At 66.1% G+C, this 26,144-nt stretch carries 17 protein-coding genes; 7 read left to right on the top strand and 10 right to left on the bottom strand.

Features of this window, described 5'->3' with window-relative positions; all coding sequences use genetic code 11:
• The 9 genes from NQJ30_RS01320 to NQJ30_RS01280 all read right to left on the bottom strand — a co-directional run.
• On the bottom strand, nt 1-619 hold a 619-nt coding region (locus tag NQJ30_RS01320; protein WP_255767922.1), incomplete at its 3' end, for an RDD family protein.
• Nucleotides 620-837: 218 nt separating this feature from the next.
• Complete coding sequence (locus tag NQJ30_RS01315) at nt 838-3,444, bottom strand: transglutaminase family protein (protein ID WP_255767921.1); 2,607 nt, start codon at nt 3,442-3,444, stop codon at nt 838-840.
• The gene (locus tag NQJ30_RS01310; RefSeq protein WP_255767920.1) at nt 3,441-4,772 is read right to left on the bottom strand and encodes a DUF58 domain-containing protein; all 1,332 of its coding nucleotides are present in this window, start codon (nt 4,770-4,772) and stop codon (nt 3,441-3,443) included. Before NQJ30_RS01310 ends, NQJ30_RS01315 begins: the two co-directional genes overlap by 4 nt.
• Before the next feature lie 52 nt (nt 4,773-4,824).
• Complete coding sequence (locus tag NQJ30_RS01305) at nt 4,825-5,796, bottom strand: AAA family ATPase (protein WP_255767919.1); 972 nt, start codon at nt 5,794-5,796, stop codon at nt 4,825-4,827.
• Between the two features lie 71 nt (nt 5,797-5,867).
• Nucleotides 5,868-11,984 carry an Ig-like domain-containing protein gene (locus NQJ30_RS01300; RefSeq protein ID WP_255767918.1) on the bottom strand — a complete coding sequence of 2,039 codons (6,117 nt, stop codon included), beginning with the start codon at nt 11,982-11,984 and terminating at the stop codon, nt 5,868-5,870.
• Between the two features lie 326 nt (nt 11,985-12,310).
• Nucleotides 12,311-13,432 (bottom strand): adenylate/guanylate cyclase domain-containing protein, encoded by a 1,122-nt coding sequence (locus tag NQJ30_RS01295; protein ID WP_255767917.1) that lies wholly within the window; start codon nt 13,430-13,432, stop codon nt 12,311-12,313.
• Entirely contained in the window at nt 13,422-14,021 is a 600-nt protein-coding gene (locus NQJ30_RS01290; protein ID WP_255767916.1) for a PH domain-containing protein, read from the bottom strand. Before NQJ30_RS01290 ends, NQJ30_RS01295 begins: the two co-directional genes overlap by 11 nt.
• Complete coding sequence (locus NQJ30_RS01285) at nt 14,014-14,922, bottom strand: biotin--[acetyl-CoA-carboxylase] ligase (RefSeq protein ID WP_255767915.1); 909 nt, start codon at nt 14,920-14,922, stop codon at nt 14,014-14,016. The genes NQJ30_RS01290 and NQJ30_RS01285 overlap by 8 nt, the downstream gene beginning before the upstream one ends.
• A gap of 90 nt (nt 14,923-15,012) precedes the next feature.
• Nucleotides 15,013-15,915 (bottom strand): SDR family oxidoreductase, encoded by a 903-nt coding sequence (locus NQJ30_RS01280; protein ID WP_255767914.1) that lies wholly within the window; start codon nt 15,913-15,915, stop codon nt 15,013-15,015.
• A 237-nt stretch (nt 15,916-16,152) separates the two neighbouring features.
• Here NQJ30_RS01280 and NQJ30_RS01275 point away from each other — a divergent pair, with 237 nt between their 5' ends.
• The 4 genes from NQJ30_RS01275 (at nt 16,153) to NQJ30_RS01260 (ending at nt 21,300) form a co-directional block, all read left to right on the top strand.
• Nucleotides 16,153-17,736: an acyl-CoA carboxylase subunit beta gene (locus NQJ30_RS01275; protein WP_255767913.1), complete on the top strand. Its 1,584-nt coding sequence runs from the start codon at nt 16,153-16,155 to the stop codon at nt 17,734-17,736.
• Nucleotides 17,733-17,978 (top strand): acyl-CoA carboxylase subunit epsilon, encoded by a 246-nt coding sequence (locus NQJ30_RS01270; protein WP_255767912.1) that lies wholly within the window; start codon nt 17,733-17,735, stop codon nt 17,976-17,978. Before NQJ30_RS01275 ends, NQJ30_RS01270 begins: the two co-directional genes overlap by 4 nt.
• Before the next feature lie 9 nt (nt 17,979-17,987).
• Entirely contained in the window at nt 17,988-19,673 is a 1,686-nt protein-coding gene (locus tag NQJ30_RS01265) for a DUF885 domain-containing protein (RefSeq protein ID WP_255767911.1), read from the top strand.
• Nucleotides 19,674-19,827: 154 nt separating this feature from the next.
• Nucleotides 19,828-21,300 carry a dicarboxylate/amino acid:cation symporter gene (locus NQJ30_RS01260; RefSeq protein ID WP_255767910.1) on the top strand — a complete coding sequence of 491 codons (1,473 nt, stop codon included), beginning with the start codon at nt 19,828-19,830 and terminating at the stop codon, nt 21,298-21,300.
• 134 nt (nt 21,301-21,434) lie between these two features.
• Here the strand turns inward: NQJ30_RS01260 and NQJ30_RS01255 are convergent, their stop codons facing one another.
• The gene (locus NQJ30_RS01255; RefSeq protein WP_255767909.1) at nt 21,435-22,028 is read right to left on the bottom strand and encodes a hypothetical protein; all 594 of its coding nucleotides are present in this window, start codon (nt 22,026-22,028) and stop codon (nt 21,435-21,437) included.
• A 162-nt stretch (nt 22,029-22,190) separates the two neighbouring features.
• Here NQJ30_RS01255 and NQJ30_RS01250 point away from each other — a divergent pair, with 162 nt between their 5' ends.
• From NQJ30_RS01250 to NQJ30_RS01240, 3 genes are read left to right on the top strand one after another with little or no spacing between them, the layout of a single operon-like run.
• Nucleotides 22,191-22,859, top strand: coding sequence for a TetR/AcrR family transcriptional regulator (locus NQJ30_RS01250; protein ID WP_255767908.1), 669 nt, complete (start codon nt 22,191-22,193; stop codon nt 22,857-22,859).
• Nucleotide 22,860: 1 nt separating this feature from the next.
• Nucleotides 22,861-25,386 (top strand): MMPL family transporter, encoded by a 2,526-nt coding sequence (locus NQJ30_RS01245; RefSeq protein WP_255767907.1) that lies wholly within the window; start codon nt 22,861-22,863, stop codon nt 25,384-25,386.
• A 9-nt stretch (nt 25,387-25,395) separates the two neighbouring features.
• On the top strand, nt 25,396-26,064 hold the full coding sequence (locus NQJ30_RS01240) for a Maf family protein (RefSeq protein WP_255767906.1): 669 nt from the start codon (nt 25,396-25,398) through the stop codon (nt 26,062-26,064).
• Nucleotides 26,065-26,144: the final 80 nt, after the last annotated feature.

Raw genomic sequence — 26,144 nt, 5'->3', positions numbered from 1 at the left:
GCAGGTCCAGGGGCGCGAAACTGTACGGGCCCTGGATCCCGCCCGAGGTGATGGGGTTGCGGCCCGCCGTGACGTCGAAGACCAGGGTTTTCGCGGCAGCATCATGCCAGCCCCGGAGCCTGCCATTGGCGTCCCAGGTATTGGAGACCACCACCAGGACAGCCCAGGCGGCACCGACCAGCAGCAGCGGCCCCAGGATGAACAGCGCAATGTCGAACCATTTGAAGATGACGATCAGCACGGCCGCCAGGAGCGCCAGGATGATTCCGGCCCCGGTGACCAGGCCACGCAGGAACACTCCCCCGGTGCCGGGGGCGTAGCCGTCCTTGTCAGCACTGCGGATACCCATGGCCCGGTTGCCGATGGTGGTTCCGGAGCGGCCTTCCATGCCCGCGAGGACCACCACGTAAACGAGCGTCAGCCCCAGGCCGATGCCGCCAAACAGGACCAGGGATGACGTGTCATAGATGATGAATCCGCCGCTTTGCGTGCGGGTGATGCCGGCAAAGCCAATGGCGAAGGTCACCACCAGGACTGCGACGGGTGCCAGCCAGTCCAGGACTGCGGCGCCAAGCCGTTTGCCGGCCCTGGCCGGCACCAGCTCAAGATTGGCTGCCATTCCCGTTCCTCCCCCTGGAGCCGTTTGTACTACCGGGATAGTACCGGGAATCGGCCCTGCGTGCGCCGTGGCGCTTTGCATCATGGCCCGCTGCGCATGGTCCACATTGCGGACGCTGCGGGCAGACCTGTTGGGCAGCGGGGCCCCGCAGGCTGTGCAGAACGTGGCGCCGCCGCGGACAAGTTGCTGGCACCGCTGGCAGCGTTCGGGCTCGGTCATCATGATTCAGTGTGGTTCTTCCTGCCAGGGGTCCGCAGAACAGTGGTCCCGGTTGCCTCGGGGGCGGCCGCCGTTTTGCCTGATCCATTTCCCGGCAGCGCAGGCCCAGTACTGCCGGCACCCTCAGGAACGGTCTCCACCCTACCTGCGGCGGGCGGTGGTGCCGCCGCAGCCCTGGCGGAACGTGACGGCAGCAACTGCCCCAGCCGCGCGCTGCGCAGTTTCAGGGCGGTCCGGCCATCGGCCAGCAGCGACCGGGGTGAGAACCGGGCCCGCTGCCGGCGCCAGAATCCCACGGTTCCGGTCATTTCCTTCAGGGAACCGTCCACGATGGTCCAGTACTCCTTGACTTCCTCCTCGGTGGGCTGGCCGGCGCCGAAGATTGAGGCATCCGCGCGGTCGGCCAGCATGGTGGTGGTTCGTCCGGTGGCAGGGAAAGCCTCCGCGACCACCACGGCACTTTCGCGACGCGTTGCACGCGTGTCAATGCCGGCGCCCATGTCAGTTGCCAGGCTCAGGACCTCATTCCACCCTCCGCCGACACGCTGCGCGGGGTGCCCCTCGCTGAAACGCGCCTTCCGGCGTCGTGATTTGAGGAGGGCGATGAGCAGCAGCGGCAACGCGAGGATTGCCACGGGGATCAGGGCCACGCCCAGGGCACTGAGCAGGGCACCCCAGAACAGCCAGGGGTTGTTTTTCTTCTCATCCGCGTCAAGGGCGTCCGGCGAGGAATCCGTCGGCAGGTCCACCGGTTCCTGCGGCGGGGGCGGTGGCTGCAGGACCTGGGGCTTGGGCTTGGACTTGTTTTCAGGGTCAGGCGGGATGGGGATATTGTCCTTGGGTGGGGTGGGATCGAAGCTGACCCAGCCCACCCGGTCGAAGGCGACTTCCACCCAGGCGTGGACGTCCTTGCCCGTGATCTTGACTTCACCGGCACCGTTCTCCGGGCTGGTGGGATCAGGGTAGAACCCCATCACGACGCGTGACGGGATGCCCAGATGCCGGAGCATCAGCGACATGGACACGGCGTACTGTTCGTCGTCGCCGAGCATCTGCTTGGCGGACAGCAGGTTCCTGATGCGGGACGAACTGTGGCCCGACACGCTGGGCAGCTGGCCTTCGGTGACCAGGCCGTTGCTGAACGCCCCGGTCTTCTGGAAATGAGCTTCGATCTGGCGTACGCGGTCAATGGGGGTGGGCGCGTCCGCCGAGAGGTCGTTGGCCTGGGACCCTACCACCGGCGGCACTTCCAGCGCATCAGGAAGGGTGATCTTTGCGAAGTCGTACTGCGTCAGCTGGCCGTGCTCGAGCTTGACGGGCTCGGAGACCTGGACGCTGTAGGAATCGCCCTTGGACAGGCCCTGGGTGGTGACGGCGGTGTCCGTGCCGGCGTTGAAATAGAGGCCGGAAGCCGCCGCTGACGCGTTCTCGTCAAAGCTCAGGCCGGTGATCTTGCGGCCGCCGGGGACGAAGTACCCCTGGTAGTCCTCGATGGTGATGCCGATGGAGTAGTCGTTGGCGGGCACCACGCTTGAGGTGTCGGCCAGGGTGTTGATGGACTTGGCGTCGCCCACTTTGCTGAAGCTCCCTGAACCGTTGGGGTCCATGTTGTAGTTGGTGCCGTTGAAGGCGTCCAGGGCGCCCAGCCGGACCCTGCCGTCCCGCGGGAGTCCCTTGACGACGAAGAGCGTGTCGTCCTTCTGGTCTTTGACTAAGGTACGGAAGCTGGCCAGGGGCGTGATGTAGTCCTTGGGGTCGAAGGGCGGGACCACAACGTTGCGCAGGACCTTGCGGTCGCTGCCTGCGGTGACCAGGGGCGCGGCCACGGCAGTGATGGCCACGCTGGCCGCGATGACGGCGCCTGCCGTGCCCAGGCGGCGGAGCTTGGCCCGCTGCGCCGTGGCTGTATCCGTCTGGGGACGGTTAACGGAGACTTTACGGGTATCACTGCGGCGCAGCGCGTCCCGGCGGAAAGTGGCCCAGGCAATGGCGACGACGGTCAGTCCAATGCCGCGCTCAACCGTCAGGAAGGCGGCGTTGGTGCTGAACGCGATGCCGGTGACAAAGAGGGCCAGCACCGGAAGCAGCGGCCAGTAGGGGCTTTTCAGCCGCCAGATCAGCAGGCCTGCCACCAACGCCATGAGCAGTGAACTCAGGAACGGGACAATCAGGACTCCCCCGGCGGACCCCACCGGAACACCCACCGTGAGCATGTCCTTCCAGGCGAACACCACGCCCAGCAGCAGGGTGCGCAGGGAGTCAAGGCTGGGGACGAACCCTGCGATCGCAGCATCCGGCACGGCGAGGAACGTGCCGAAGACCAGGTACGCGCCCAGGGTGAGGGCTGTGGTAATCAGCAGGCCGAGGCGCAGGTGTACGTTGAGGGCTGCGATGCCCAGTCCCAGGATGATGCCGCCGAATCCGGAGATCAGGTAGTACGGGTCGCCGCCGAAACTGAGGCTGAAACCCAGGACGCCGAGCCCGAGCAAGATAGTGAGGACACCGGCGTCGAGCAAGAAGTGCCAGGCCGTCTGCCCGTCTGCGAAGGACGATCCCTCCTGCCGCCGCGAGGACGCCCTGGGCCTGAGGTCGGAAGCGGTGCTCATGCGGCTGCCTTTCTGAGGACGATGGCGAGGTCGGCGAGGTCGCCGAGGGTCAGCACTGTCAGGTCGGCAATGTTGGCCCGGCCCGGGGCGGCCCCGATCTGAAGACGTACCGCCAGGCTCCGCACTCCCGGCGGCACGGACGCCGCCGCCGAGCGGAGCTGGGTGGGCGTCACATTGCTGCCCACCACAAAAAACACCACCGACGCGTTGGGCACGGTGTCTGCAAGGGTCCGGGCGAGGTCGACGGCGGTGCGCCGCATGGGTGCCCCGGCAATCCGGGTCATGTCGTCCAGAAGGCTGCGGCCGGTTTCGCAGCGAAGCGGCCCCTTCTGGGTGAGGACATCGAGCTCGCGCTGCTCGCGGATGGCCTGGCGGCCGATGGAGGCGGCCGCCGAGATGGCCATTTCGAATTCCTGCTCGGAAGCATATTCGTCGGTGTTGATGGACAGCGAAATGGCCAGGTGGGCACGCCTGGTTTCCTCGAACTGGCGCACCATGAGCTTGTTGGTCCGGGCTGTGGTCTTCCAGTGGATGTGCCGCCGGTCGTCGCCCGGGACGTAGTCGCGCAGCGCGTGGAAGGAGACGTCAGCACTGGACAGGTCTGTGGTGGGCATGCCCTCAAGGTCGCGGATGAAGCCGGCAGCCGACCCGGCCAGCGCCACCGTGCGCGGGTGGACGAAAAGGTCCTCGGGCTCGGTCCACAGCACCTGGCGGCGGAGCAGGTGCAGCGGGTCTGCCCGGACGGAGCGGACCGGCCCTACGACGATGACGGCGCGCCGGGCCGTGGGGATGGTGAACAGGTCCTCGTGCACCTGCTGCGGCTTCATGCGGGGCAGGTGGAAGACGGCCGTGGCGTTGCCCACCGGCAGTTCCAGGGCGGCTGGCAGCAGCGGACGCGTGGAGGTGTTGGAGACGGCGATGCTTCCCACCGCGCTGTCCCCCACGGCCACCCGCGTCCGGGCGAGGTCCAGGATCACGTCGTATGACGACCGGCCCAGGATGAACCCGACCGCGATAACGAAAAGCACGAACGCTGCGATGGCTGCAGCTTTTGCCTCCTGCCAGCCGAAGGCCTGCCCCAGGCTCCACAACAGGATCGAGGCGGCGAGCACTGACCAGCCCAGGACGCTGACCACGGACAGGACCGGCCACACGTAGCGCAGCCACAGGCCACGGACCTTTTCCCAGGCCGGGGTGAGGGCGAGGGCGGCGGTGTTGGTGGCCTCGGACCAGACTGAGGAGGGGTGCAGCCTGGTGGGCCTGCCGTTCCGGTGGAAGGGTTGCCGGAGGCGTTCAGCAAGCCGGGTCAGCGGAGTGCTGCTGGACATAGGGGTACCTTTGTTCGCGCTGAAGGGTGAAAAACCGGGAGGCCGTCGGGTGTCAGACGGTGGCGCGCTGCTGCGGTGCGGCGACGTCGGACAGCACCCTGCCCAGGATGGCCTCCGCCGTGGCACCGGAGAACTCCGCTTCCGGGTCCATCACGAAGCGGTGGGTCCAGACCACCGGGGCCAGTTCCTTGACGTCGTCCGGCAGGACGAAGTTGCGCCCCTGGCTCGCCGCCCAGACCTTGGCCGCGCGCACCATGGCGATGGCGCCGCGAACCGAGACGCCCAGCCGGCTTTCGGGCGCGTTGCGGGTTTCCTCACAGAGCCGGGAAATGTATTCCAGGACAGCCGTGTCAACGTGCACCGTGGCGGCCAGGTCAGCCATGTCCGCAACAGCCTGCGTGGTGATGACGGCGGCGAGTTCCTTGGACCGGTCTTTGAGGTTGGAGCCGCCCAGCAGCTGCACGGTGGAGGCGTGGTCCGGGTAGCCGATGGAGGTCTTGATCAGGAAGCGGTCCAGCTGGGCCTCGGGAAGGCGGTACGTGCCGGCCTGCTCGATGGGGTTCTGGGTGGCCATGACCATAAAAGGCCGGCCGGCCTCATAGGTCACGCCGTCCACGGTGACCCGGGATTCTTCCATGACTTCGAGCAGTGCCGACTGGGTCTTCGGCGAAGCCCGGTTGATTTCGTCCGCCAGGACAATGTTGTTGAAGATAGGCCCCTTGTGGAACTCAAACTTCTGCGTCTTCTGGTCGTAGATGGTCACACCGGTGACGTCCGAGGGCAGGAGGTCCGGGGTGAACTGGATGCGGTTGTTGGAGCCCTGGACGGTGGCCGCCATGGCCCTGGCCAGCATGGTCTTGCCGGTGCCGGGCGCATCCTCAAACAGGATGTGCCCCTCAGACAGCATCGCGGTGAACGTCAGCCGGATGACGTGTTCCTTGCCGAGCACCGCCTGGCCCACGTTGGAAACGAGCTTGTCGAACGTGCCTGCAAACCATTCGGCCTGCTCGGTGGTCATGGTCATGAAAGTAGTTCCTTTGCTTGCGGAGCTGCGCGCTGGTCAGTTGATGTTGGATGGTGTGGCTGATCTGGGGGTCAGCATCTGCCGACGTCAGCGCCGCTGATGTCGATGGTTTCGAGTTTGACGTACCAGCCCGCGTGGGGACCCCCATCCATTCGGTACCACTTGTAATACGAGGCCGGATTGGACGATTCATTGGACCCGTAGATGTTCATCCAGCACGCACTGTTAATCCACCCGTCGGAGTAGGAAACCCAGTTAGCATCGTTGCCGCCACAATCAGGGCTGCCGTTTCTATAGCCAAATCGATCCGGCACCCCAGGCTTCCCGGGGCAACTGTTGTTGGTTGCTTTCTTGACGCGGACTTTGGTCGGCACCGGCGGCGGTGTGGGGTCCTTACCGCTCGTGGCATTTGCTGAATCGGCTGGACCACAAACCACAGAGCAGGCTCGTACTTTGAGATTCTTGGTCGAACTCCAAGCGTTCGTGTCGCGATCAAAGCGGTTGGCCAGGTTTACGCTTGTCCAGGCGCCTCCTTCATAGCTGACTTCGAAACGCTGGATGGCTCGGCCATTGTTTGATGGGTTGTTCCAGGTCCAGTGGACTTCCTGTGTGGTGGAACCCTGAGCAGTTAGTGCGGGTGCATTTGGCGGCCCATACGGGTTACCCGTACCAATGCCTTTGGCGTCCCCCGACATATTGTTTTTCGTGGACGAAGCGATGATGGTAATTGTGACGTCAGTGCCGTTGGGAAGGCCGCCGATGTTGCCTCCCGGTGCGCTGATACCGCCGCTCTGGCCGCTCGATGCGCGGTATGAATACGTGATCTCGCTCGCCGTGGATCCGTTGCGCTGAGGCTCTGTCAGCGGGGTGAACGTGACTTTTAGCTGTCCGCTGTTACCGGTGTCTGCCACCGTACCGCCGCTCACCTGGCCGGGTTTTCCCGCGGCCCGAATTGCAGCGGATTGCGCGCTCGTCCCGGAGGTTCCTGCCTTGTTCGTGGCGGACACGGTAAACGTGTAGCTCGATTCGGAGTTGTCCACCGTGACGTTCTGCGAGGTGCCCGCGACCTGCTGGGAGGCGACCACCGCCCCTCCCCTCAGAGTGGTCAGGGTATACGAGGACACGGCGTCGCCGTTGTTGTTAGGAGCCGTCCAGGACACCCTGAGCTGGCTTTGGGTGCCCACCGAAGGGGCCGCCGTCGCTGATGGCGCAGACGGAGTCGCCGGCACACCGGCGGGGACTTCGGCAGCGGAGTAGCCGCTCCACTCGGACGGTTCTTTGGCGTCATTCCGGGCCAGGACGCGCACCTTGTAGGAAACGCCGTTCTGGAGTCCCTTCCAGACGTAGCTGACGGCTGTCAGGTTCTGGATCTGGGCGTTCTGCCCGGCGGGGGCCGGCGAAATCTCCAGATCGTAGGACTTGACCGGTGATCCCTTGCTGGCCGGAGCCACCCAGTTCACCGAGAGCTGCTTGTCGCCGAACTTGAGGGTCGGCGCAACAGGCGTATCCGGTTTGACGTCGGGACGTACTTCCGCCGAGGCGGGTGAACGGTCCGACTCGCCCAACTCGTTGGTGGCCGTGACCTCGAAAGAGTACTTGGTGTTGTTGACCAGTCCGGTGAGCGTGCAGGTGTTCGCCGGGCAGTCCTGCCTGAAGCCGGCGCCGTACACCGTGTATTTGGTGATCGGCGCGCCGCGGTCGGCGGGCGCACTCCAGGACAGCAGTGCCGTCTGGTCCCCGACACTCTGCGCCTGTGGTGTGGTGGGTGCCAGTGGCTTGTCCTTGACCGTCAGCCGGATCCGGGCCGTGGCCTGCCTGGAGGCTTCCTGGGTCTTGTCAGCCACTGTGTAGGAGACCACCATAGATCCGCTGAATCCCGGAGCGGGTGTCACGGTGACCGAGTCGCCGTTCACCTCCACGTTTCCGCTGCCGGTTTCCGTGGCGGCTGCAACGATTTTCAGAGCTTCTTCGGGGAAGGGGTTGGAGTCGTTGGCCAGGACCTTGACAGTCACCGGTTTACCGGCGGCGGCATTGGGTTCGAGGTCGTCATTGGCTACGGGCTTCGGCCGGTTGGAGGCGACGACGGACAGCTGGTACGTGGCGGTCGCCGTCAGCCCCCGCGGATCGGTCGCCTTGACCTGTACGGCTCCCGCGGTGCCGGTGGCAGTGGATCCGTCCACCGAGGCCTTGAGGATCTTGCCGTCCACGCGGGCGTTGAAGCTGGCAGGGCTGCCGCCCGCCAGTTCGTACTTCATGTTGTCCACGTCGTTACGGTCGGGATCCGAGGTCAGCCGGCTCAGGTCGAGGTCGGCTGACTCCCCCTTCGGCACCTCAATTTTGGCCCCCAGGAGTTCCGGCGGATTGTTGCGGTTGGGGTCCGGCAATACCTTGGTGCGGATGCTCAGGGTGGACTTCAGGCCTGCAGGATCGTCAACGGCGGTGCCGTCGGTCACTTCGAAGCTCAGCGAGCCCGGGCCAACGTAGTCCGAGCCCGCGGTGTACTTCAACGAGGTTCCGTCGTCGGCAACGGGATTGCCGCCGTCCGAGCCGATCAGCTTGATGCGGTCCGCCTGGGTCAGACGCGGTGACCGGCCCTCCCGGACTCTAACCCATTCCTTGAGGTCAACGTTGACGGATTGCCCCGAGATCACCTCGATGACCTCGTCCTTGGCCAGGGTGGGAACCTGCTGCCCCAATCCCGGCACCCAGATGATGGCGGTGGACTTCTGCCCGTCAACATCCTCAACGGTGTACGGGATGAGCTGCGGGGCCTCGGTGAGGTCCACGATGACGTTCCCGTCGGGGCCGGGACGGGCAGTGGTGGCCTCGGTGCTGATCTTGAGGTTTTCGCCCACACCGTCGGGGTCTTCATCGTTTTTGAGGACGGGCACGTCAACGGCGGTCTTTCCCATGGCCTGGGCGGACGTCACCCGGTCATCGCGAGCAATGGGCGCCTTCAGGGGCACGTCGTTGTCCACGACCACGCGGATGGTGGCCTGGGCCTCGGCTCCCCTGTCATCGGCAATGGTGTAGCGGACGTTGACCGTCCCGGCGGCGTTGGGGGCCAGCAGGATGATGCGTCCGCTGGTCTTACTGACGGTGGCCTGGAGGGCGGCGTCGGCTTCAATTCCGTCCGTGAGGATGCGGACGGGGTCGCCGTCGGGATCGGTGTCGTTGCGGGTCGCGTCGACGGCGATCTGCCGTCCGGGCCGGACCTTCACCTCGTCATCCACCGGGGTGGGGTTCTGGTTCGTCTCACCCCGGGGGGCGATGCCGACCGTCACGGTGCCGGTGTTGACGGCACCCTGGCGGTCAACCACTTTGTAGCGGAACGTGTCGGTTCCGGCGCCGTCGCCGGCGGCGATGAAGTCGATGAAGTTGCTGCCGACAGTGGCGGTTCCCATGGCCGGGGTGCTGTCAATGCCGGTGAGCTGCACGGAGTCGCCGTCGGGATCAATACCGTCCAGCGGCACAGGGATCCGAACCGTTCCCGCAGCCACGACGCGGGCGGTCAGGTTCGGGGGCTGCGGGCGCGAGTTTTGTGCCCCTTCGAGCGGAAGGATGTGGATGGTGACCGCGGCGGCACTTTTCTGCCCTTGGGGGTCAACCGCGTTGTAGATGGCCCTGACAGTCTTGGGCTGCGGACCGGCAATGAACCGCAGGGTGTTTTCGGAGACAAAGCTCTTGCCGTCCAGTTCATCCACGGCCTGTGGCAGGACCGGGTCAACACTCAACTCCAGGCCCTGGGGGTGGGTGTCATTCTGCAGAACCGGAATGGTGACGACGTCGTTGACCCGGACGTTCACTTCGTCCGGCTTCGGTTGGGGTGCTTCGACGACGGCGGGCGCGGGCACGGGGACCCCGGAGACGCTGCCCGTGGCTGATTTTTTGCCGTTGGACATGGTGTATTCGAAGAGGAACGGATCCTTGGTTCCCAGCACGTCGGTGATGCGCAGGACGCTGTGGTCGATCACGCTCACCGAGGCGGTGGTGTTCTCCGGGAGCTTCACGGACTGCAGCACCAGGACGCCGCCTGACGGGTCGGAGTCGTTGGCCAGCGGGTCCAGGAGGACGCTGCCGCCGGTTGGCATGAGTGCCACGTCGTGCACGGCGACAGGGTCACCGCCATCGTTGCCTGATTCGACGTCGACGCGGATGAGGCCCTGGCTGCTTTGCGGTCCGTTGCTGGCGATGTAAGTCAGGTAGACCGGTCCGGGGGTGCTGCTGCGGAAGGTAAAGGTGCCGCCGTCCGTCACGGGGCCAAGTTCCGCGGGGCCGTTGGCTTCCACCTGGGCCAGGCGAAGGGCGCCGCCGTTGGGATCGACGTCGTTTTTCAACGGTGAGATGACCAGATCCTGACCCACAACCGCGGTGACGTGGTCGGCGTTGACCACCGGTGCCAGGGCGCCCGGCGGCTGGACACTGACCACTACCTTGCCGGTGACCGTGGCGCGGCCATCCCAGATGGTTACTGTGACGTTCTTCTTGCCGGCAGTGGCCCCGGAGTCCTGGAACGTGAGCAGCCCGTCACGCCGGACCTTGACCTGGTCCTGGTCGTTGTCGGCCTTGGCGTCCATGAGGACCAGGTCGTCGCCGTCGGGGTCGATCCAGTCGGTGAGGATGTTCTGGCTGACGGTTTTGCCCTGTTCCACCAGCATGGTGGTGTCTTCGCCGCGCTTGAACTTGGGCGGCTTGTTTTCGTCCGGTCCCACCACGCTGAGCGTCACCTGGCCGGTCGCCGACAGGCCGCGTCCGTCAGAGGCGCTGTAGTTGAAGGTTTCCGTGCCGGGCTTGGCGTCAGCGGGCACGGAGATTTGGAAGGCGGTGCCGCCGTAGATGCTCTGCAGGGAGCCGGACTTGGGCCCCGAATCCCCCACCGCTGCCGTCAGCACGTCGCCGTCGGGGTCGGAGTCGTTGTCCAGGACGCTGAGGATGGTGGTACGGCCTAGGCGGACGCCGACGGCGTCGGGTTTGGTTTCCGGTGGCCGGTTGGGCTTGGTCCGGTCGGGCAGGACGTTGATGGTGTTGTTGTCCGCCGACTCCTGGTCCTGGTCGTCAGATTCGTTCTTGGGTGGAATGACGTCGTCCCAGTTGTTGACCAGCTGCATGTTCTGGTTGACCAGCCACACATTCCCGGAGTTCACATCATTCAGGACCACCAGGTCCCGGTTCACCCGGAAAACATACGACGGCGACGCACTCGCCTTCGGCACGTCCACCTTCTTATCGTCACCATCATTGACGCAGTCCCGGACATACTTGTTCGCCCCCGACCACGCCGCATGCACGCACCCGCCCAACTGCACCGGCGCAGCCGGGACACCCTCGCCGTCGAACGTCACCGTCTTCGCAGTGGAACCGTCCAACGGCTGCTTCAACAACGCCTTCCGCGTCGAAATCGCCACAAAGTCACTCGCCGCACCACCCTGCTGCAACTTCGCATCCCGAGCATTCTCCAACCCAAGCCGCTTACCACCAGGCAGAAACATGCTCCCCGCCGCAGCATCCAGTACAACCGGCTGATCCCCCACCACCGTGATCTGCAGATCCCCCGCACCCTTAAGCCCATCCCAGGTACTGGACTCCGACGACGTCACTGCCCCGTCCCCGTCCACACCCGTCACCGACACAACGCCGGTCTTGGGATCTGCCGAATAGATCCGGTCATCACCGCCCACGGCGGACACAATCCCCGCTGAACCCACCAACACCGGTTCCGACGCTTCCTTATCAAAACCATTCACCGTGGACGGCGACACGGCCCACACCTTGCCTGAACCGGCGTCAGTCACGGAAATCGTCCGCTCGCCAAAACTCACGTCCGCGGAGCCCGGCAGCTGCTTGTCGCCGCCCAGGCGCATGTTGGCAGGCGACACCTGGTTTAGCGTCGAACCCGTCGCGTCGTCCACAAACACATCCCCGGCGTTCTGCAACACATCAAACGTCGTCGACGCCGGCGTCACCGCACCGTCCAGGACGCGCGACGGGTAATTCAGCCGGCCCACAGCATTTTTGGACTTGCTGACAACCCACACGCCGCCGTCGTTCAACTCCACCTCGGTGGTCTTAAAACCCGGATACAACACGGCACCCGTCACCACAACAGCCAACACAGCACCGAACGCAGTACCGGTGACGACTTTCTTATGGCGCCTCTTCAGCCCAAGCTTCCCCAGCAGAGTTGTCACAGCGTTACGTTTCCCCCAGATAGTGTTGCCGGATGGCGGCCCTGTCGCACGACAGGAAGCAGGCTTTCTTTCCCCTGGGCCAGCCTACCGAACCCCCGCAGCCCCTGCGATGGGGACAACTGCCCGCGCCTCCCGGCGCGGTTTGTGTCAGCAACGCGGGGCTCCCAGAGCTGCAGAGTCCGCAAGCGTGGTGTGGCGGGCGATCACATAGCACACCCAGTGCAGCGTGGACGCGGGCGGCCACAAGGTCCGACTATAGCGCGATACGCCATCAACTGGATAAACCCGCAGGTCAGGGCAAGGCAGGGTCCGCGGCGCGCGAATCCCTAGTCGACGACCAGGCCCTTGCCTTCGCCGCGCGCCAGGAGCACGGGGTGGATTTCGCCGAAGCCGCGCACGTTTTCCGCGGGCTGCGGGACCAGGACGAAGCGTTCGTCCTGGTCCAGCGCCGAGGCGGTCATGGAGTCGATCAGGACGGTCCCCGGATCAGCAAGGGTGGTCAGCCGGGCAGCAAGGTTGACTGTGGGGCCATAGATGTCACCCAGCCGGGAGAGGATCCTGCCCCAGACCATCGCCACCCGCGCCTCGGGCAGGATCTCATCCTCGGTGAAAGCCTGGGAGAGGGCCAGCGAGATTTCGGCACCGGCAGCGGGAGTCTCAGCGATGTACAGGACTTCGTCGCCGACAGTCTTGACCAACCGGCCGCCGCCCACGGAGATGATCTCAGCGCATTTGTTCTCAAAGCGCTGGACCAGGCGGGCGAGGGTCTTTTCGTTCATCCGGCGGGACAGGCTTGTGTAGGAAACCAGGTCAGCGAAACCGACGGCGCGGGCCAGCGGCAGCGGAGCGTCGTCCTCGTCACCTTCGCGGCCTTCCTCGCTGGCCTGCAGCCCGGCTTCGGCGCGAACGGCCAGCCGCTGCACGCCGGCGTTGAGCTGCCGCCGCCAGGAATAGACAAGCATGTGCTCCAGCGCGTCGAGCAGGGCCGGAAGCTCGTTGACCAGGCGCTTTCGCGCCACAGCATCGGTGACACCCTGCTCGTGGACCATGTCCTCTACCAGGGCTTCGATCTGCCAGACCACCATGCGGTCGGTCATCTGCCCGATGGCGCGGGTGACAGAAATTGCGGCTTCTTCCGTCAGGACCCCGCTGCGGACCAGGTCCACCACCGTTGAAAGAGCGGCCTGGTCGCGTTCGGTGAAGGCCACGTCCTCGTCGCCGAAATTCGGAAAGCCCAGTGCGCGCCACAGCTTCCGCGCAGACAGGAGCGACAACCCGGCCCCGGCGGCCACTTCGCGGCGCCGCAGCTTGCGCTCACCGCCGAGCAGCCTGGCCTCGAGTGTTTTGGCCGCCAGCCGTTCGAGGGACAGCGTGCCTGTTGGAGGATGGGCACTCTCAGCCGTGGGGGTAGGAAGGGCCGGCTGGCCCTGTTCGTCCTCATCGTTCATCGTGTCCACCTTCTCTCAACTCCCACGGCAGTTCGTCGTCGCCATAGTCCGGCAATTCATCGGCCGCCGAATCCCTGCCCGCAGGCAGTTCGGCAACGGCATCCAGCAGGAAATCCCTGAACCGCGCTGCTTCCGGGACGTCCTGGATGGTCACCACGCTTTGGTACCCGGTTTCCAAGGATATATTCCCGGAGCGCAATATCCGCTGCACCAATGACTGGTGGACCGTCACGTTGCGCACCGAACCCAGATTGACCTGTTCATCCCGGCGCCGCATCATCCCGTAGCGGGCAACAACCCGCCGGCTGGTGAGTATGTACCGGGTCGCCTGCCAGCGCAGCAGCCGCGGCAGGCAATAGGCCAACCATATCCACGCGGCGGCCAGGACGCATGCGAGGACCATCCACGGCGCCCAGTCCGCGGACAGAGCCGGCACCAGCCTGGAGGCCTCGCCGCGCAGGGTCCAGGCGCTGGCGAAGGCAGCGGCGGCGGGCGCGGCGATAAAGGCTGCCGCCGGGCCGGTGAGTTTCCTCGGCTGTGGACGCGTAATGGTTATGACCTGTTCGCCGGGCACGAGGCCTTTACGCATAACCGCCTTCGGAGTCCGCGCCTGGCGGGGACCAAGGACGCAGATGGACCACATCGCCGGCGGTCACCACATGTTCCCGGGCGTCTTTGTCCACCACCAGCAGGGAACCGTACTCGTCCAACCTTGTTGCATGTCCAATGATCTCGTGGTCGCCCGGCAGTTGCGCGCGTACCTGCCTGCCGAGGGTGACCATCACCGACTCCACCCGCTTGTGGAGCGAGGGGCCGCCGGCCAATCCGGCGGTGGGGTCGCCGTCGGCATTGCAGAAACTGCGGTACAGGCGGGCGAAATGCGCCAGGTAGCTCTTGAGAAGTTCGGTCCGGTCCACGGTCAGCGGCTGCTCCAGTGCCACGGAGGTGGCTGTGGGCACCGGCAGTTCCGCCTCCGTCAATGTCACGTTGAGGCCCGTCCCCAGCACCACCGGCGGGACTGAACCGTCGCCCATGGGGCCCATTTGGGCCAGGATCCCGGCAATTTTGCGTCCGCGGACCAGGACGTCGTTGGGCCATTTGAGCTCTGCGGGGATGCCGGCAGTCTCCAGCAGGGTCTCCCGCAGGGCCAGCGCGGCCAGCAGCGAGAGCCACGAGTACGTGTGCGTGGGCAACGGCCGGCCCTCGGCGTTTGCGGGCCGGAGGACAAGAGAGACGGACACCGAACTCAGGGGCGGCGCTTCCCAGCTCCGGTCCAGCCTGCCCCGGGCCGCGGTCTGGTATTCGGCAGTCAGGACCGACAGGTCGGGCCACTCCTTCGGCTCAACGGTCACTGCCCGCACGAGGTCTGCGTTGGTGGATCCGGTGGAGTCCACCACCACCATTTTCGCAATGCCCGTGACGGCCAGGAAGTCCTGGTCCGCCAGGGCCGCGCGGTTCAACGGACGTGCCGGAGTGTGTGAGTCAGCCATGAGTGAATCCTATCGACTTACACCCCTTCGGAGGCTCTTCCGCCGGCCGCGTGACCCGGGCGATGGCCCAGGCGGTGGCCCGGCTGCGCGCTAGAGGAAGATATCCGGCACCAGCTGCTCCTCGGCTGCGCCCAGGCTGTAGGGCCGGAAGTCGGCCACCCCTGCCCCGGCCAGCACCTGTTCATCCGTGTAGAAGTTTCCGCTGGGGGCATTCCCGCCTGCGGCCGGGGAACCGGCGAGATTGGCGCCGGTCAGGATCGCGTGTGCGGCGTCGGCCATGATCTGCGGCCCGCGGGCAGCCTGGACCATGGCCTGGCCGCCGGGCATATTCCGGATGGCGGCGGTGTCGATCAGCGTGCACGGCCAGAGGGAGTTGACCGTGATCCCGTCCGCTTTGAGCTCCTCGGCCAGGCCCAGAGTGGTCAGGCTCATGCCGTATTTCGCCATGGTGTAGGCAAGGTGCCGGCCGGCCCATTTGGGGTCCAGGTTCAGCGGCGGCGAGAGCGTAAGGATGTGGGCATTCGCAGATTTACGCAGTGCCGGCAGCGCCAGCTTGGAGAGCAGGAACGTCCCGCGAACGTTAATGTCCTGCATCAGGTCATAGCGTTTCATGTCCACCCGGTCCGTCGTGGACAGGTCGATGGCCGAGGCATTGTTCAGCACCACATCGATACCGCCGAAGTGCTCGACGGCGGCGGTCACGGCGCCTGCAACGTCCTCGTCGCGGCGCACATCGCCCACAATGGCAAGGGCTTTGCCGCCGGCGGCCTCAATCTGTTCAGCGGCACTGTGGACTGTGCCGGCGAGTGTTGCATGGGGCTCGCCGGTCTTGGCCAGCAGCACAACGTTTGCCCCGTCCAGGGCGGCACGAGTGGCGATGGCCAGGCCGATTCCGCGGCTGCCGCCGGACATCAGGATGGTGCGGCCCTGAAGGGACCCTGTTGCCCGGTACGGCGTGGCGGCGGTGGACCTTGCGTCTTTGCTGGAAGTCATGGGCTCCACTGTAGCCCAGTAATGTTACTCACCAGTAACATGCGCCTTGGTGGGCGGATGTGTCCGAAAATTGTAGGGTTTCTACAGCCGCCGTCCGCAAAAGCGTCATTAGACTAGCCAGCAGGGTTCGTCCTTTGTGCGGAAGCTACTTAAATCCCGCGCTTCGCGACCCGCCCAGCACCGAGACGCAGCACCATTTTCTTACGCACCAATCTGCTACAGAGCCGGAGACACTTGATGAGCCACGACCTGACCACGACAGCGGGAAAAATCGCCGACTTCCGCGACCGCCAGGCCCGTGCAGAGCAGCCGTCAGGCCCCGAAGCCATCGAAAAGCAGCATGCGCGCGGCAAGAACACCGCCCGCGAGCGCGTGGAACTCCTGCTGGACGAGGGCTCTTTTGTGGAGCTGGACGCACTGGCGGTGCACCGCTCCACGGCCTTCGGCATGGAAAAGAAGAAACCCCTCGGTGACGGCCTGGTCTCCGGTTACGGCACGGTGGACGGGCGCCCCGTGGCCGTCTACAGCCAGGATTTCTCCGTCTACGGCGGGTCCCTGAGCCAGGTCAACGGCGAAAAGATTGTCAAAGTGCAGGAGTTCGCCCTGCGTAACGGCTGCCCTGTGGTGGGCATCCTCGACGGCGGCGGTGCCCGCATCCAGGAAGGCGTCGCCTCCCTGGCCATGTTCGCGGACATCTTCCGCAACAACGTCCACGCCTCCGGTGTGGTCCCCCAGATCTCCCTCATCATGGGACCGTCAGCCGGCGGCGCCGCATACTCCCCCGCCCTCACGGACTATGTGGTCATGGTGGACAAGACCTCGCACATGTTCATCACCGGCCCTGACGTCATCAAGACCGTCACGGGCGAAGACGTGGACATGGAAACCCTCGGCGGCGCACGGCAGCACAACGCCACCACGGGCACGTCCACCTACCTGGCCTCCGACGAGGCCGACGCCATCGGTTTCGTCCGTGAACTGCTGGACTTCCTGCCGTCCAACAACCTTGCCGAGGCCCCGGTCCTGGAGCACCAGCAGGAACTGGAACTCGACGCCGACGACCTCACCCTGGATGCCCTCGTCCCGGACTCCGCGAACCAGCCGTACGACATGCGCACCGTCATCGAACAGATCGTGGACGACGCGCATTTCCTGGAGATGCAGTCCCTCTACGCCCCCAACGTGATCATCGGCTACGGCCGGGTTGAAGGACACACCGTGGGGATCGTGGCCAACCAGCCGATGCAGTTCGCCGGCACGCTGGACATCGCCGCCTCCGAGAAGGCCGCCCGCTTCGTCCGGCACTGCGACGCCTTCAACATCCCCATCATCACGCTCGTGGACGTGCCGGGGTTCCTGCCCGGCAAGGACCAGGAGTTCCAGGGCATTATCCGCCGCGGCGCGAAGCTGCTTTATGCCTACGCGGAAGCCACCGTCCCGAAGCTGACCGTGATCACCCGCAAGGCGTACGGCGGGGCGTACATCGTGATGGGGTCGAAGAAGCTCGGCGCGGACCTCAACCTCGCCTGGCCCACGGCCCAGATTGGCGTCATGGGTGCCCAGGGTGCGGTGAACATCCTGTACCGCCGCGACCTGGCCGCCGTCGCTGAGGCCGGCGGCGACGTTGAGGCGCGCCGGGCCGAGGTGATCCGGCAATACGAAGAAGAGCTCCTGAACCCTTACCAGGCTGCGGAGCTGGGCTACGTGGACGCAGTGATCGCCCCGTCCGAGACCAGGATGCAGATCATCAGGGGGCTGCGCGCCCTTCGCGACAAGCGGGCGAGCCTGCCCGCCAAAAAGCACGGGAACATCCCGCTGTGACCCCCGACCCGGACCACAATCACAACCCGGCCGCCGAAACCTCGCCGCCACTGTTCTCCGTGGTCAAGGGCGAACCGTCGGCCGAGGAGCTCGCTGCGCTGACCGCCGTCGTGCTTTCCCTGGGCGTCACGGACGCTCCGGAGACCGGCGGGAAGCCGGCACTCCGGCACTGGGTGCGCCGGCAGCAGCTGCGGCTTGCGCCCACGCCGGGTCCCGGCGCCTGGAAGCGGAGCCGGGGCTAAGCTCGTGGGGTGACTAACGAAACCGCGCCTGACGTCCGTCCGCACTCCGCCGTCGATGCCGTGGCGGATGCCTACACCGACACGCTCATCCGGTTGAATCCGTCCTTCGCCACCGAGCTCGGGCTGCCCGGCCACGAGACCGGGTACCCCGACTACTCCCCTGCCGGCATCGCCGAATTCGCCGCGGAGGCCCGGAAGGCACTGTCTGCCCTGGACGGCCTGGCACCGGCGGACGACGTGGACGCCGTCACGCTGGACGCCATGCGGGAGCGCCTGGGGCTGCAGCTGGAAATCCACGAGTCCGGCTGGGACGAAGCGGACCTGAACAATATTGCTTCGCCCGCGCAGGACATCCGCTCCATTTTTGATCTGATGCCCACTGATACGGCCGCGCAGTGGGAACACATCGCGGGCCGTGCCCTCAACGTTCCGGGCGCCATCGCCGGCTACACCGAGTCGCTCCGCCATGCCAGGGATGCCGGGAAAGTGGCGGCGGCCCGGCAGGTCTCCACGGTCATCGAACAGGCCACCAAATACGCTGCCGGGGACGGCTTCTTCGCGAAGCTCGCCGCCGGCGCGCGCACCACTGACGGGCCCCTTGACGCGGCCGTCCAGGTAAAGCTCGACGCCGGCGCCGACGCAGCGCGCGGCGCTTACCGGCAGCTCGCGGACTTCCTCCGCACGGAGCTGCTGCCTGCGGCACCGGCGAAGGACGCCGTCGGCCGGGAACGCTACGCACTGGCCTCGCGCTCCTTCCTCGGCGCCGCCGTCGACCTCGAAGAGACCTACGCCTGGGGAGTCCAGGAACTGGACCGGCTGATCGCCGAGCAGGAGAAGGTGGCCGCCACCATCAAACCCGGGGCCGGCATCGCGGAGGCCAAGGACGCCCTCAACAACGACCCCGCCCGCCGGCTCAAAGGCACGGACGCCCTCAAAGCCTGGATGCAGGACCTCTCCGACAAAGCCGTTGCCGACCTTGCCGGCGTGCACTTCGACATCCCCGACGTCATGAAGAAGCTGGAATGCCTGATAGCCCCCACCGATGAGGGCGGCATCTACTACACCGGACCCTCCGACGATTTCAGCCGTCCCGGCCGGATGTGGTGGTCCGTTCCCGCGGGCGAGGACACCTTCACCACCTGGGCCGAAACCACCACCGTCTACCACGAGGGCGTGCCTGGCCACCACCTTCAGGTAGCCACCGCCACCTACCGGCGGGAGCTGCTCAACAAGTGGCGACGCAACGTCTGCTGGACCTCCGGCCACGGCGAAGGCTGGGCCCTGTACGCCGAAAAACTGATGCAGGAGCTCGGATACCTGTCCGATCCTGGCGACCATATGGGCATGCTCGACATGCAGCGGATGCGGGCCGCACGGGTGGTGTTCGACATCGGCGTCCACCTCGAACTCGACGTCCCCGAACGCTGGGGCACCGGCACCTGGACGCCGGAGAAGGGCTACGCCTTCCTCCAGGAAAACCTGGACATCAGCGAAGGCCAGCTCAACTTCGAGTTCACCCGCTACCTCGGCTGGCCGGGCCAGGCCCCGTCCTACAAGGTGGGCCAGCGCCTCTGGGAACAGATCCGCGCCGACCTTGAAGCCCGGCCCGGCTTCGACCTCAAGTCCTTCCACACCAGGGCCCTGAACATCGGTTCGGTGGGCCTGGATACGCTGCGGCGGGCCCTGCTTTCCTAGAGACGTTTGCCACACCCAGGCGGGGAATAACTTCACAATCGGCTGGTATGACGCCGGAATGGCGCGGATTTGCCGGCGGAAAAGGAAATGTGACGGGGTAACATTTCTCAACATCCTTTAGCCGTGATAAGTACCCCAGCCCTAGCGTATTCAGGTGAGCACTCAAACCCGCACCCCCGAATCCGCAGGAAGTACCGGCTTCCAGCTGCCCAAATGGGCCGGCTCGTTCGGCTTCCAGATCATTGCCGCACTGATTGTCGGCCTGGGCCTTGGCCTGCTGGCCAAATACACCGGCAGCACCAAGGAAGCCCCCAACGGCCTTGGCGCAACGCTGCAGACCATCGGCTCCAGCTACATCTCGCTGCTGCAGACCGCCGTGGTCCCGCTGATCTTCACCGCAGTGGTCAGCTCGATTTCGAACCTGCGCCAGGTCTCCAACGCCGCCAAGCTGGCGTGGAACACCCTGCTGTGGTTCGCCATCACATCGCTGATCGCGGTCCTGATCGGCATCGGCCTTGGTGTCCTCCTGCAGCCGGGGGCCAACACCGGCATCACGCAGGAAGCCAAGTACGCCGGCAAGACCGGTGACTGGTGGTCGTTCCTGATCGGCCTGTTCCCCAAGAACTTCCTGGGCCTCGGCGCCAGCTCCACGGTGACGGAAAGCGCCAACGCCGCCACCACCGTCAGCACCTCCGTCAGTTTCAACGTCCTCCAGATCCTGGTTATCGCCATCGCCGTCGGCGTCGCGGCCCTCAAGGTGGGCAAGGCCGCCGAGCCTTTCCTGAACCTCAACGCGTCCGCCCTGGCCGTTATCCAGAAGGTCCTGTGGTGGATCATCCGGATCGCGCCCCTCGGCACCGTGGGCCTGATCGGCAACGCCGTGGCCGTCTACGGCTGGGACACCATCGGCGCGCTGGGCAAGTTCACGTTCGCCATCTACGTTGGCCTGGCCCTGGTCATGTTCGTTGTGTACCCGGTCCTGGTCCGCACGCACGGGCTCTCCATCAAGCAGTACTTCTCCGGCGTCTGGCCGGCCGTGCAGCTTGCCTTCGTCTCACGCTCCTCCATCGGAACCCTGCCGCTGACCCAGCGGGTCACCGAACGCAACCTGGGCGTCCCCCGCGCCTATGCCTCGTTCGCAGTGCCCCTGGGGGCCACCACCAAGATGGACGGCTGCGCAGCCATCTACCCGGCCATCTCCGCCATCTTCGTGGCGCAGTTCTTCGGCATCCAGCTCGACTTCACCCAGTACATCCTCATCGCACTGGTTTCGGTCCTCGGTTCCGCCGCAACGGCAGGCACTACGGGCGCCGTGGTGATGCTCACGCTGACGCTCTCCACGCTGGGACTGCCGCTGGCCGGCGTCGGCCTCCTGCTGGCCGTTGACCCCATCCTCGACATGGGCCGGACCGCACTCAACGTCGCGGGACAGGCGCTCGTCCCGGCCATCGTCTCCAAGCGCCAGGGCATCCTGGACGAGGCGCTGTACAACGCTCCCCGCAACGGCAACCCGTTCGCGGACGACACCGAGTCCGACTCCGACACCGCCGCTGCGGACCCCTCCGCCGCCGCCCGGGCTACTGACTCATCCGACGCCGGCAGGGAGCTGTCCGGCGCGAAGGCCTGACCCTGAAGGCCTGACCGTGAAGGCTTGATCGTGAGGCCTGATCCAGGCAAAGAGTCGACAACGAAGCAGTCCCCGGGAGCTCTCCAGCTCCCGGGGACTGCTTCGTTTTGTGCGCAACCGGCTGCGGCCGGACGTCAGCGGCCGCCGCCGCCAATCACCCCGTTCTGCACCGCCTTAGTGACCGCGTCGGCCTCGGCCTGAGTCAGCTTGCCGTCAGTAACGGCCTTATCCAGCCGGGTCTTCAGCGCTGCGGCGTGTTCTGTCTGTTCAGCGGTACGCAGCTCCTCCAGTGCGGCCGTCACCTTGGCTTCATCGATGCCCAGCGACGCTGCGAGCGACTTGGCGAGCTCAGCCTGCATCGCTGCGGGGTCCGGGCGGGTTCCGTCAGCCGACGTACCCTTCCCGGTGCCGGCAGCGGGCTTGTTGGCGTCACGGAAGGCCTTCAGGGCATCCGTCAGCTTGGTCTGGTCCACGCCCAGTTTCGTGGCCAGTTCAGTTGCGTCCTCGCCACCGAAGCCGAAGCCGCCATGGCCACCATGGCCACCGCGGCCGCCCCTGCCGTCCGTCGGAGCAGTGCCGGTGCTGCCGTCCGTGGAGGTGCTCGAGCCGGCGCTGGGGGCCGGCGTCGGCGTGGTGGTTGCGGAGGCCACCCCGGCAACCCCGATGCCTGCCCCAAGGGCCAACGCCGCGGCCGCCAGGCCCAGCGTAATTCTCCTAGTGCGTGCCATTCGTTTCTCCTGAATCTGCCGCCCACGGACGGCTGGGTCATCTACTTCCCTGACGGGACCCTTCCACTCTCCTACGGCAGGATCTGCCCCGGCTGTTGGGAACCTTTCATCTTCCTGTGAATTAATTTGCGCACTGTGCAAACTTGCACGTAGTGTAATTTCGTGCCAGACACCCTCTCCCGGCGGGAACGCAACAAGGCCGCCACCCGGCAGGCCATCACCGATGCCGCCTTTACCCTGCTGCGTGCCAACGGGCCGGGGACCTTCACCGTGGAGGACATCGCTGAGGCAGCCGGCATCTCGCGGCGGACCTTCTTCAACTACTTCAGCAGCATTGAGGCTGCCCTGGCCTCGGTAACGAACGGATTCCTGGACAGCGCCCTGCAGCAGTTCCGGCAGCGGCCCGCCGACGAGCCCATCCTCGAATCCGCCCGGGCGGCCCTCATGCAGCTGGCGGACCCCATGACCGTGGCCCCGCTGGCTGAGCTCTTCACCCTGACCCAGGAAAACGCGCTCCTGTCCCGCTCCGAACTCGAAGCCTGGGACCAGTGCACCGAGCAAATCATCAACGCGGCCCGGGAACGCCTCGGCGACAATCCCGGCGCCGCCGTCGACGAACTGTACCTGCGCGCCCTTGCCGGATCTGTCATCGCCTGCGGAAAGGCGGCGATGGACGTCTGGTTCGCCCAGTGCGGCGCCGACCTGTCGCCGGCTTCGCTTGCCGTCCTGCGCCAACTGCTCATTGATGCCATGGGCCATCTCGGCTCCGGCTTCGGCAGCCCTGCCCCAGCTCCAACCGCCACCACCAACCCCCTCAAAGAACGGCTCTGACATGGCCCTGCTGCTCTACCGCCTCGGCAAGTTCTCCTACCGTCACCGCTGGCTGGTCATCTCACTCTGGCTCGCCGTCCTGGTGGCGGTAGGAGGCTCCGCTGCCGCCTTCCACGGCACACTGTCCAACAACTTCCAGATTCCCGGCACGGAAACCCAACGCATCGCGGACAAGCTGAAACAAGAGCTGCCGGCAGCCTCCGGCGGTTCCGCCACGATCGTCTTCGAGGCGCCCGCCGGGGGCTTCACCGACCAAAGCCGTTCAGCCGTCACGGCGGCCCTGGCCAAACTCGGGGATCTGCCGGACGTCAAAGCCACCACTGATCCGTTCGCCACCCAGGCGCAGCTGGACCAGGCCGGACAGGCCATCACCGACGGTGCGCAGCAGCTGGCCGCCGGTCAGGCCAAGCTGGACACCTCACGCGCCCAGCTGGATGCCGGCGCAGCACAGCTGAGTGCCGCGGAGCAGCAGCTGACGGCTGCCGGGGCGCCCGCCGCCGTCATCGACGCACGGCTGGGACAGCAGAAGGCTGCACTGGCCCAGGGGCAGGAACAGCTTGCCGCGGGCACGAAGGAACTTGACGCCGCCAAGGCAAAGCTGGAGCTCGGCAAACGCCAGGCGGAAGCCTCCGCCGGGATCCGGTTCGTCTCCGAGGACGGCCAGGCCGCCGTGGCCCAGGTCCAGTTCACCACCTCCATCAACGCCCTGACCCCCGCGGTCCGCCAGCAGGTCCAGGACATCGCCCACGAAACGTCGGCCGCCGGCGTCACGGCGCTGGCCAGCAAGGAAATCACCGAAGACATCTCCGAGCTCTTCGGCACCGCTGAAATCATCGGCATTGCCGTGGCCGCCCTGGTCCTGATCCTCATGCTGGGCACACTCATCGCCGCGGGCCTGCCGCTGCTGATGGCCATCATCGGCGTCGGAGTGGGCGTGGGCATCACGTTCGCCCTGTCCGGCGCGTTCGACATGAGCTCCATCTCCCCCATGCTCGCCCTCATGCTGGGCCTCGCTGTCGGCATCGACTACTCCCTCTTCATCGTCAACCGGCACCGCACCCAGCTGCTCTCGGGCATGGATCCTGAAGAGTCAGTGGCACGGGCCACCGGAACATCCGGCAACGCCGTGCTCTTCGCCGGCCTGACCGTCATCATCGCCTTGGCCGCCCTGGTGGTGCCGGGACTGCCCTTCCTGAGCGTGATGGGCCTGGCAGCTGCGGGCACCGTGGCAGTGGCGGTCCTCGTGGCACTCACGCTGACACCGGCCATGCTGTCCCTGATCGGCCGCCGCATCATTTCCCGGCGGGCATGGGCCAAAGCCGAAGCCCACAACGCCGAGGCCGGACACGAGGCCGCCGACCAGGCCAAGGACGAGGCCAAGAGCACACGCGGCTGGGGCGGCCTGGTGACGAAGCACCCCATCGTGGCACTGGTGGCCGGCGTGCTCCTCCTGGGCGCCCTGGCGCTGCCCGCAACGCAGCTTCAGCTCGCCCTGCCGGACGGCGGCTCCGAACCCGTCGATTCCGAGGCCTACCAGGCCTACGACGTCACGGCCCGCAGCTTCGGCGAAGGCGTCACCGGCCCCATCGTGGTGGTCGGCGAGTTCCCGGCCAACCTGGACGCGACTCAGGCACAAAAGCTGCAGTTCGACGTCGCGGATCAGATCCGCGGCGTGGACCATGTGGTGGCCGCCGTTCCCGTGGCACTGAGCGAGGACCGCCGCACGGCCGTTTTCCAGGTCATCCCCGAGGAAGGGCCGGCCAAGGCAGGTACGGTCCAGGTGGTGCGCGACCTCCGCGAACGCGGTGCGCAGATCCAGGCCGATACGGGAGTCACCATCGGGCTGACCGGCCAGACCGCCGGCAACATCGACGTCTCCACGAAACTCGGCGACGCCCTGCCGCCCTACCTGGCCATCGTCGTCGGGCTGTCCCTGATCCTTTTACTCCTGGTGTTCCGCTCCATTGTGGTTCCGCTGCTGGCAACCGGCGGCTTCCTGCTCTCGCTGGCCGCAGCGTTCGGCCTGGTGGTTGCGGTCTACCAGTGGGGCTGGCTGGGCGGGGTGTTCGACGTCGCCAATCCGGGCGCGGTGCTGAGCTTCCTGCCGATCATCCTGATCGGCGTGCTGTTCGGCCTGGCCATGGACTACCAGGTGTTCATCGCGTCCGGCATGCGGGAGGCTTACATGCACGGCGCGCCGGCCAAAAAGGCAGTCCGGATCGGCTTCAGCCATGCCGGCGCCGTGGTCACCGCCGCCGCCATCATCATGGTCAGCGTGTTCGCCGGCTTCATCTTCAGCCACCTGACCATGGTCCGGCCGCTGGGCTTCGCCATGGCGTTCGGGGTGCTGCTCGATGCCTTTGTGGTCCGGATGACCATCGTGCCGGCCGTCATGTACCTGCTCGGCGAAAAGTCCTGGTGGCTGCCGAAGTGGCTGGACCGGATCCTGCCCGACGTGGACGTGGAGGGCGCCAAGCTCGAACGCCGGGAAAGCACGCCGCGGGAGCACCCGCAGCCGGTCCACTAGGCTGATTCCGTGACCCGCTTAATCCTGGCCTCCCAGTCCCCCGCCCGCACCAAACTCCTGGCAGACGCCGGCATCCGGCACTCGGTGCTGGTGTCCGACGTGGATGAGGACGCGGTCCAGGCCCGCTACGGCGTCACCGATCCGCACGACACCGCCCTGCTGTTGGCCCGCGCCAAGGCAGAGGCGGTGGCTGCGCTGCCGGAGGCGGAGGGTGCGCTGGTCATTGGCTGCGACTCGGTGTTTGAGTTCGACGGCGAGGCGCACGGCAAGCCCTACACCGCCGACGTCGCGCGCGAACGGATGCTCCGGATGAGCGGCAGCAGCGGGGTGCTGCACACCGGGCACTGGCTGGTGGACTGCCGCGCCACGGCGGCGGAGGACACCGACGAAGCGTCCGACGCCGGCGGCTCGGCGCCGGGGTCCGGCGCCACTCTCGGGGCGGTCACCTCCGCCGAGGTCCACTTCACGGTCATGGAACCGGAGGAAATCGACGCGTACATCGCCACCGGGGAACCGCTCCACTGCGCGGGGTCGTTTACCATCGACGGCTTCGGCGGGGCCTTCATCCGCAAGGTCGACGGGGACCCGCACACCGTCGTCGGGCTTTCCATTTCGACGCTCCGGGCGCTCCTGGGCCAGGCCAACGTGCGCATCACGGAGCTGTGGCCCGCGCCGTAAATCACCCCGATTGCTCGGACGTTTGTAGGTTCCCTACAAAGCAATGGCGGTTTACGCGCGGATTCCGCAAGTAATATCGG

It is taken from the genome of Pseudarthrobacter sulfonivorans, from assembly GCF_024391045.1.
GTDB classification, from domain to species: domain Bacteria; phylum Actinomycetota; class Actinomycetes; order Actinomycetales; family Micrococcaceae; genus Arthrobacter; species Arthrobacter sulfonivorans_B.
The sequence above is the reverse complement of the archived record's forward strand: the minus strand, read 5'-3'. Positions and strand labels throughout refer to the sequence as shown.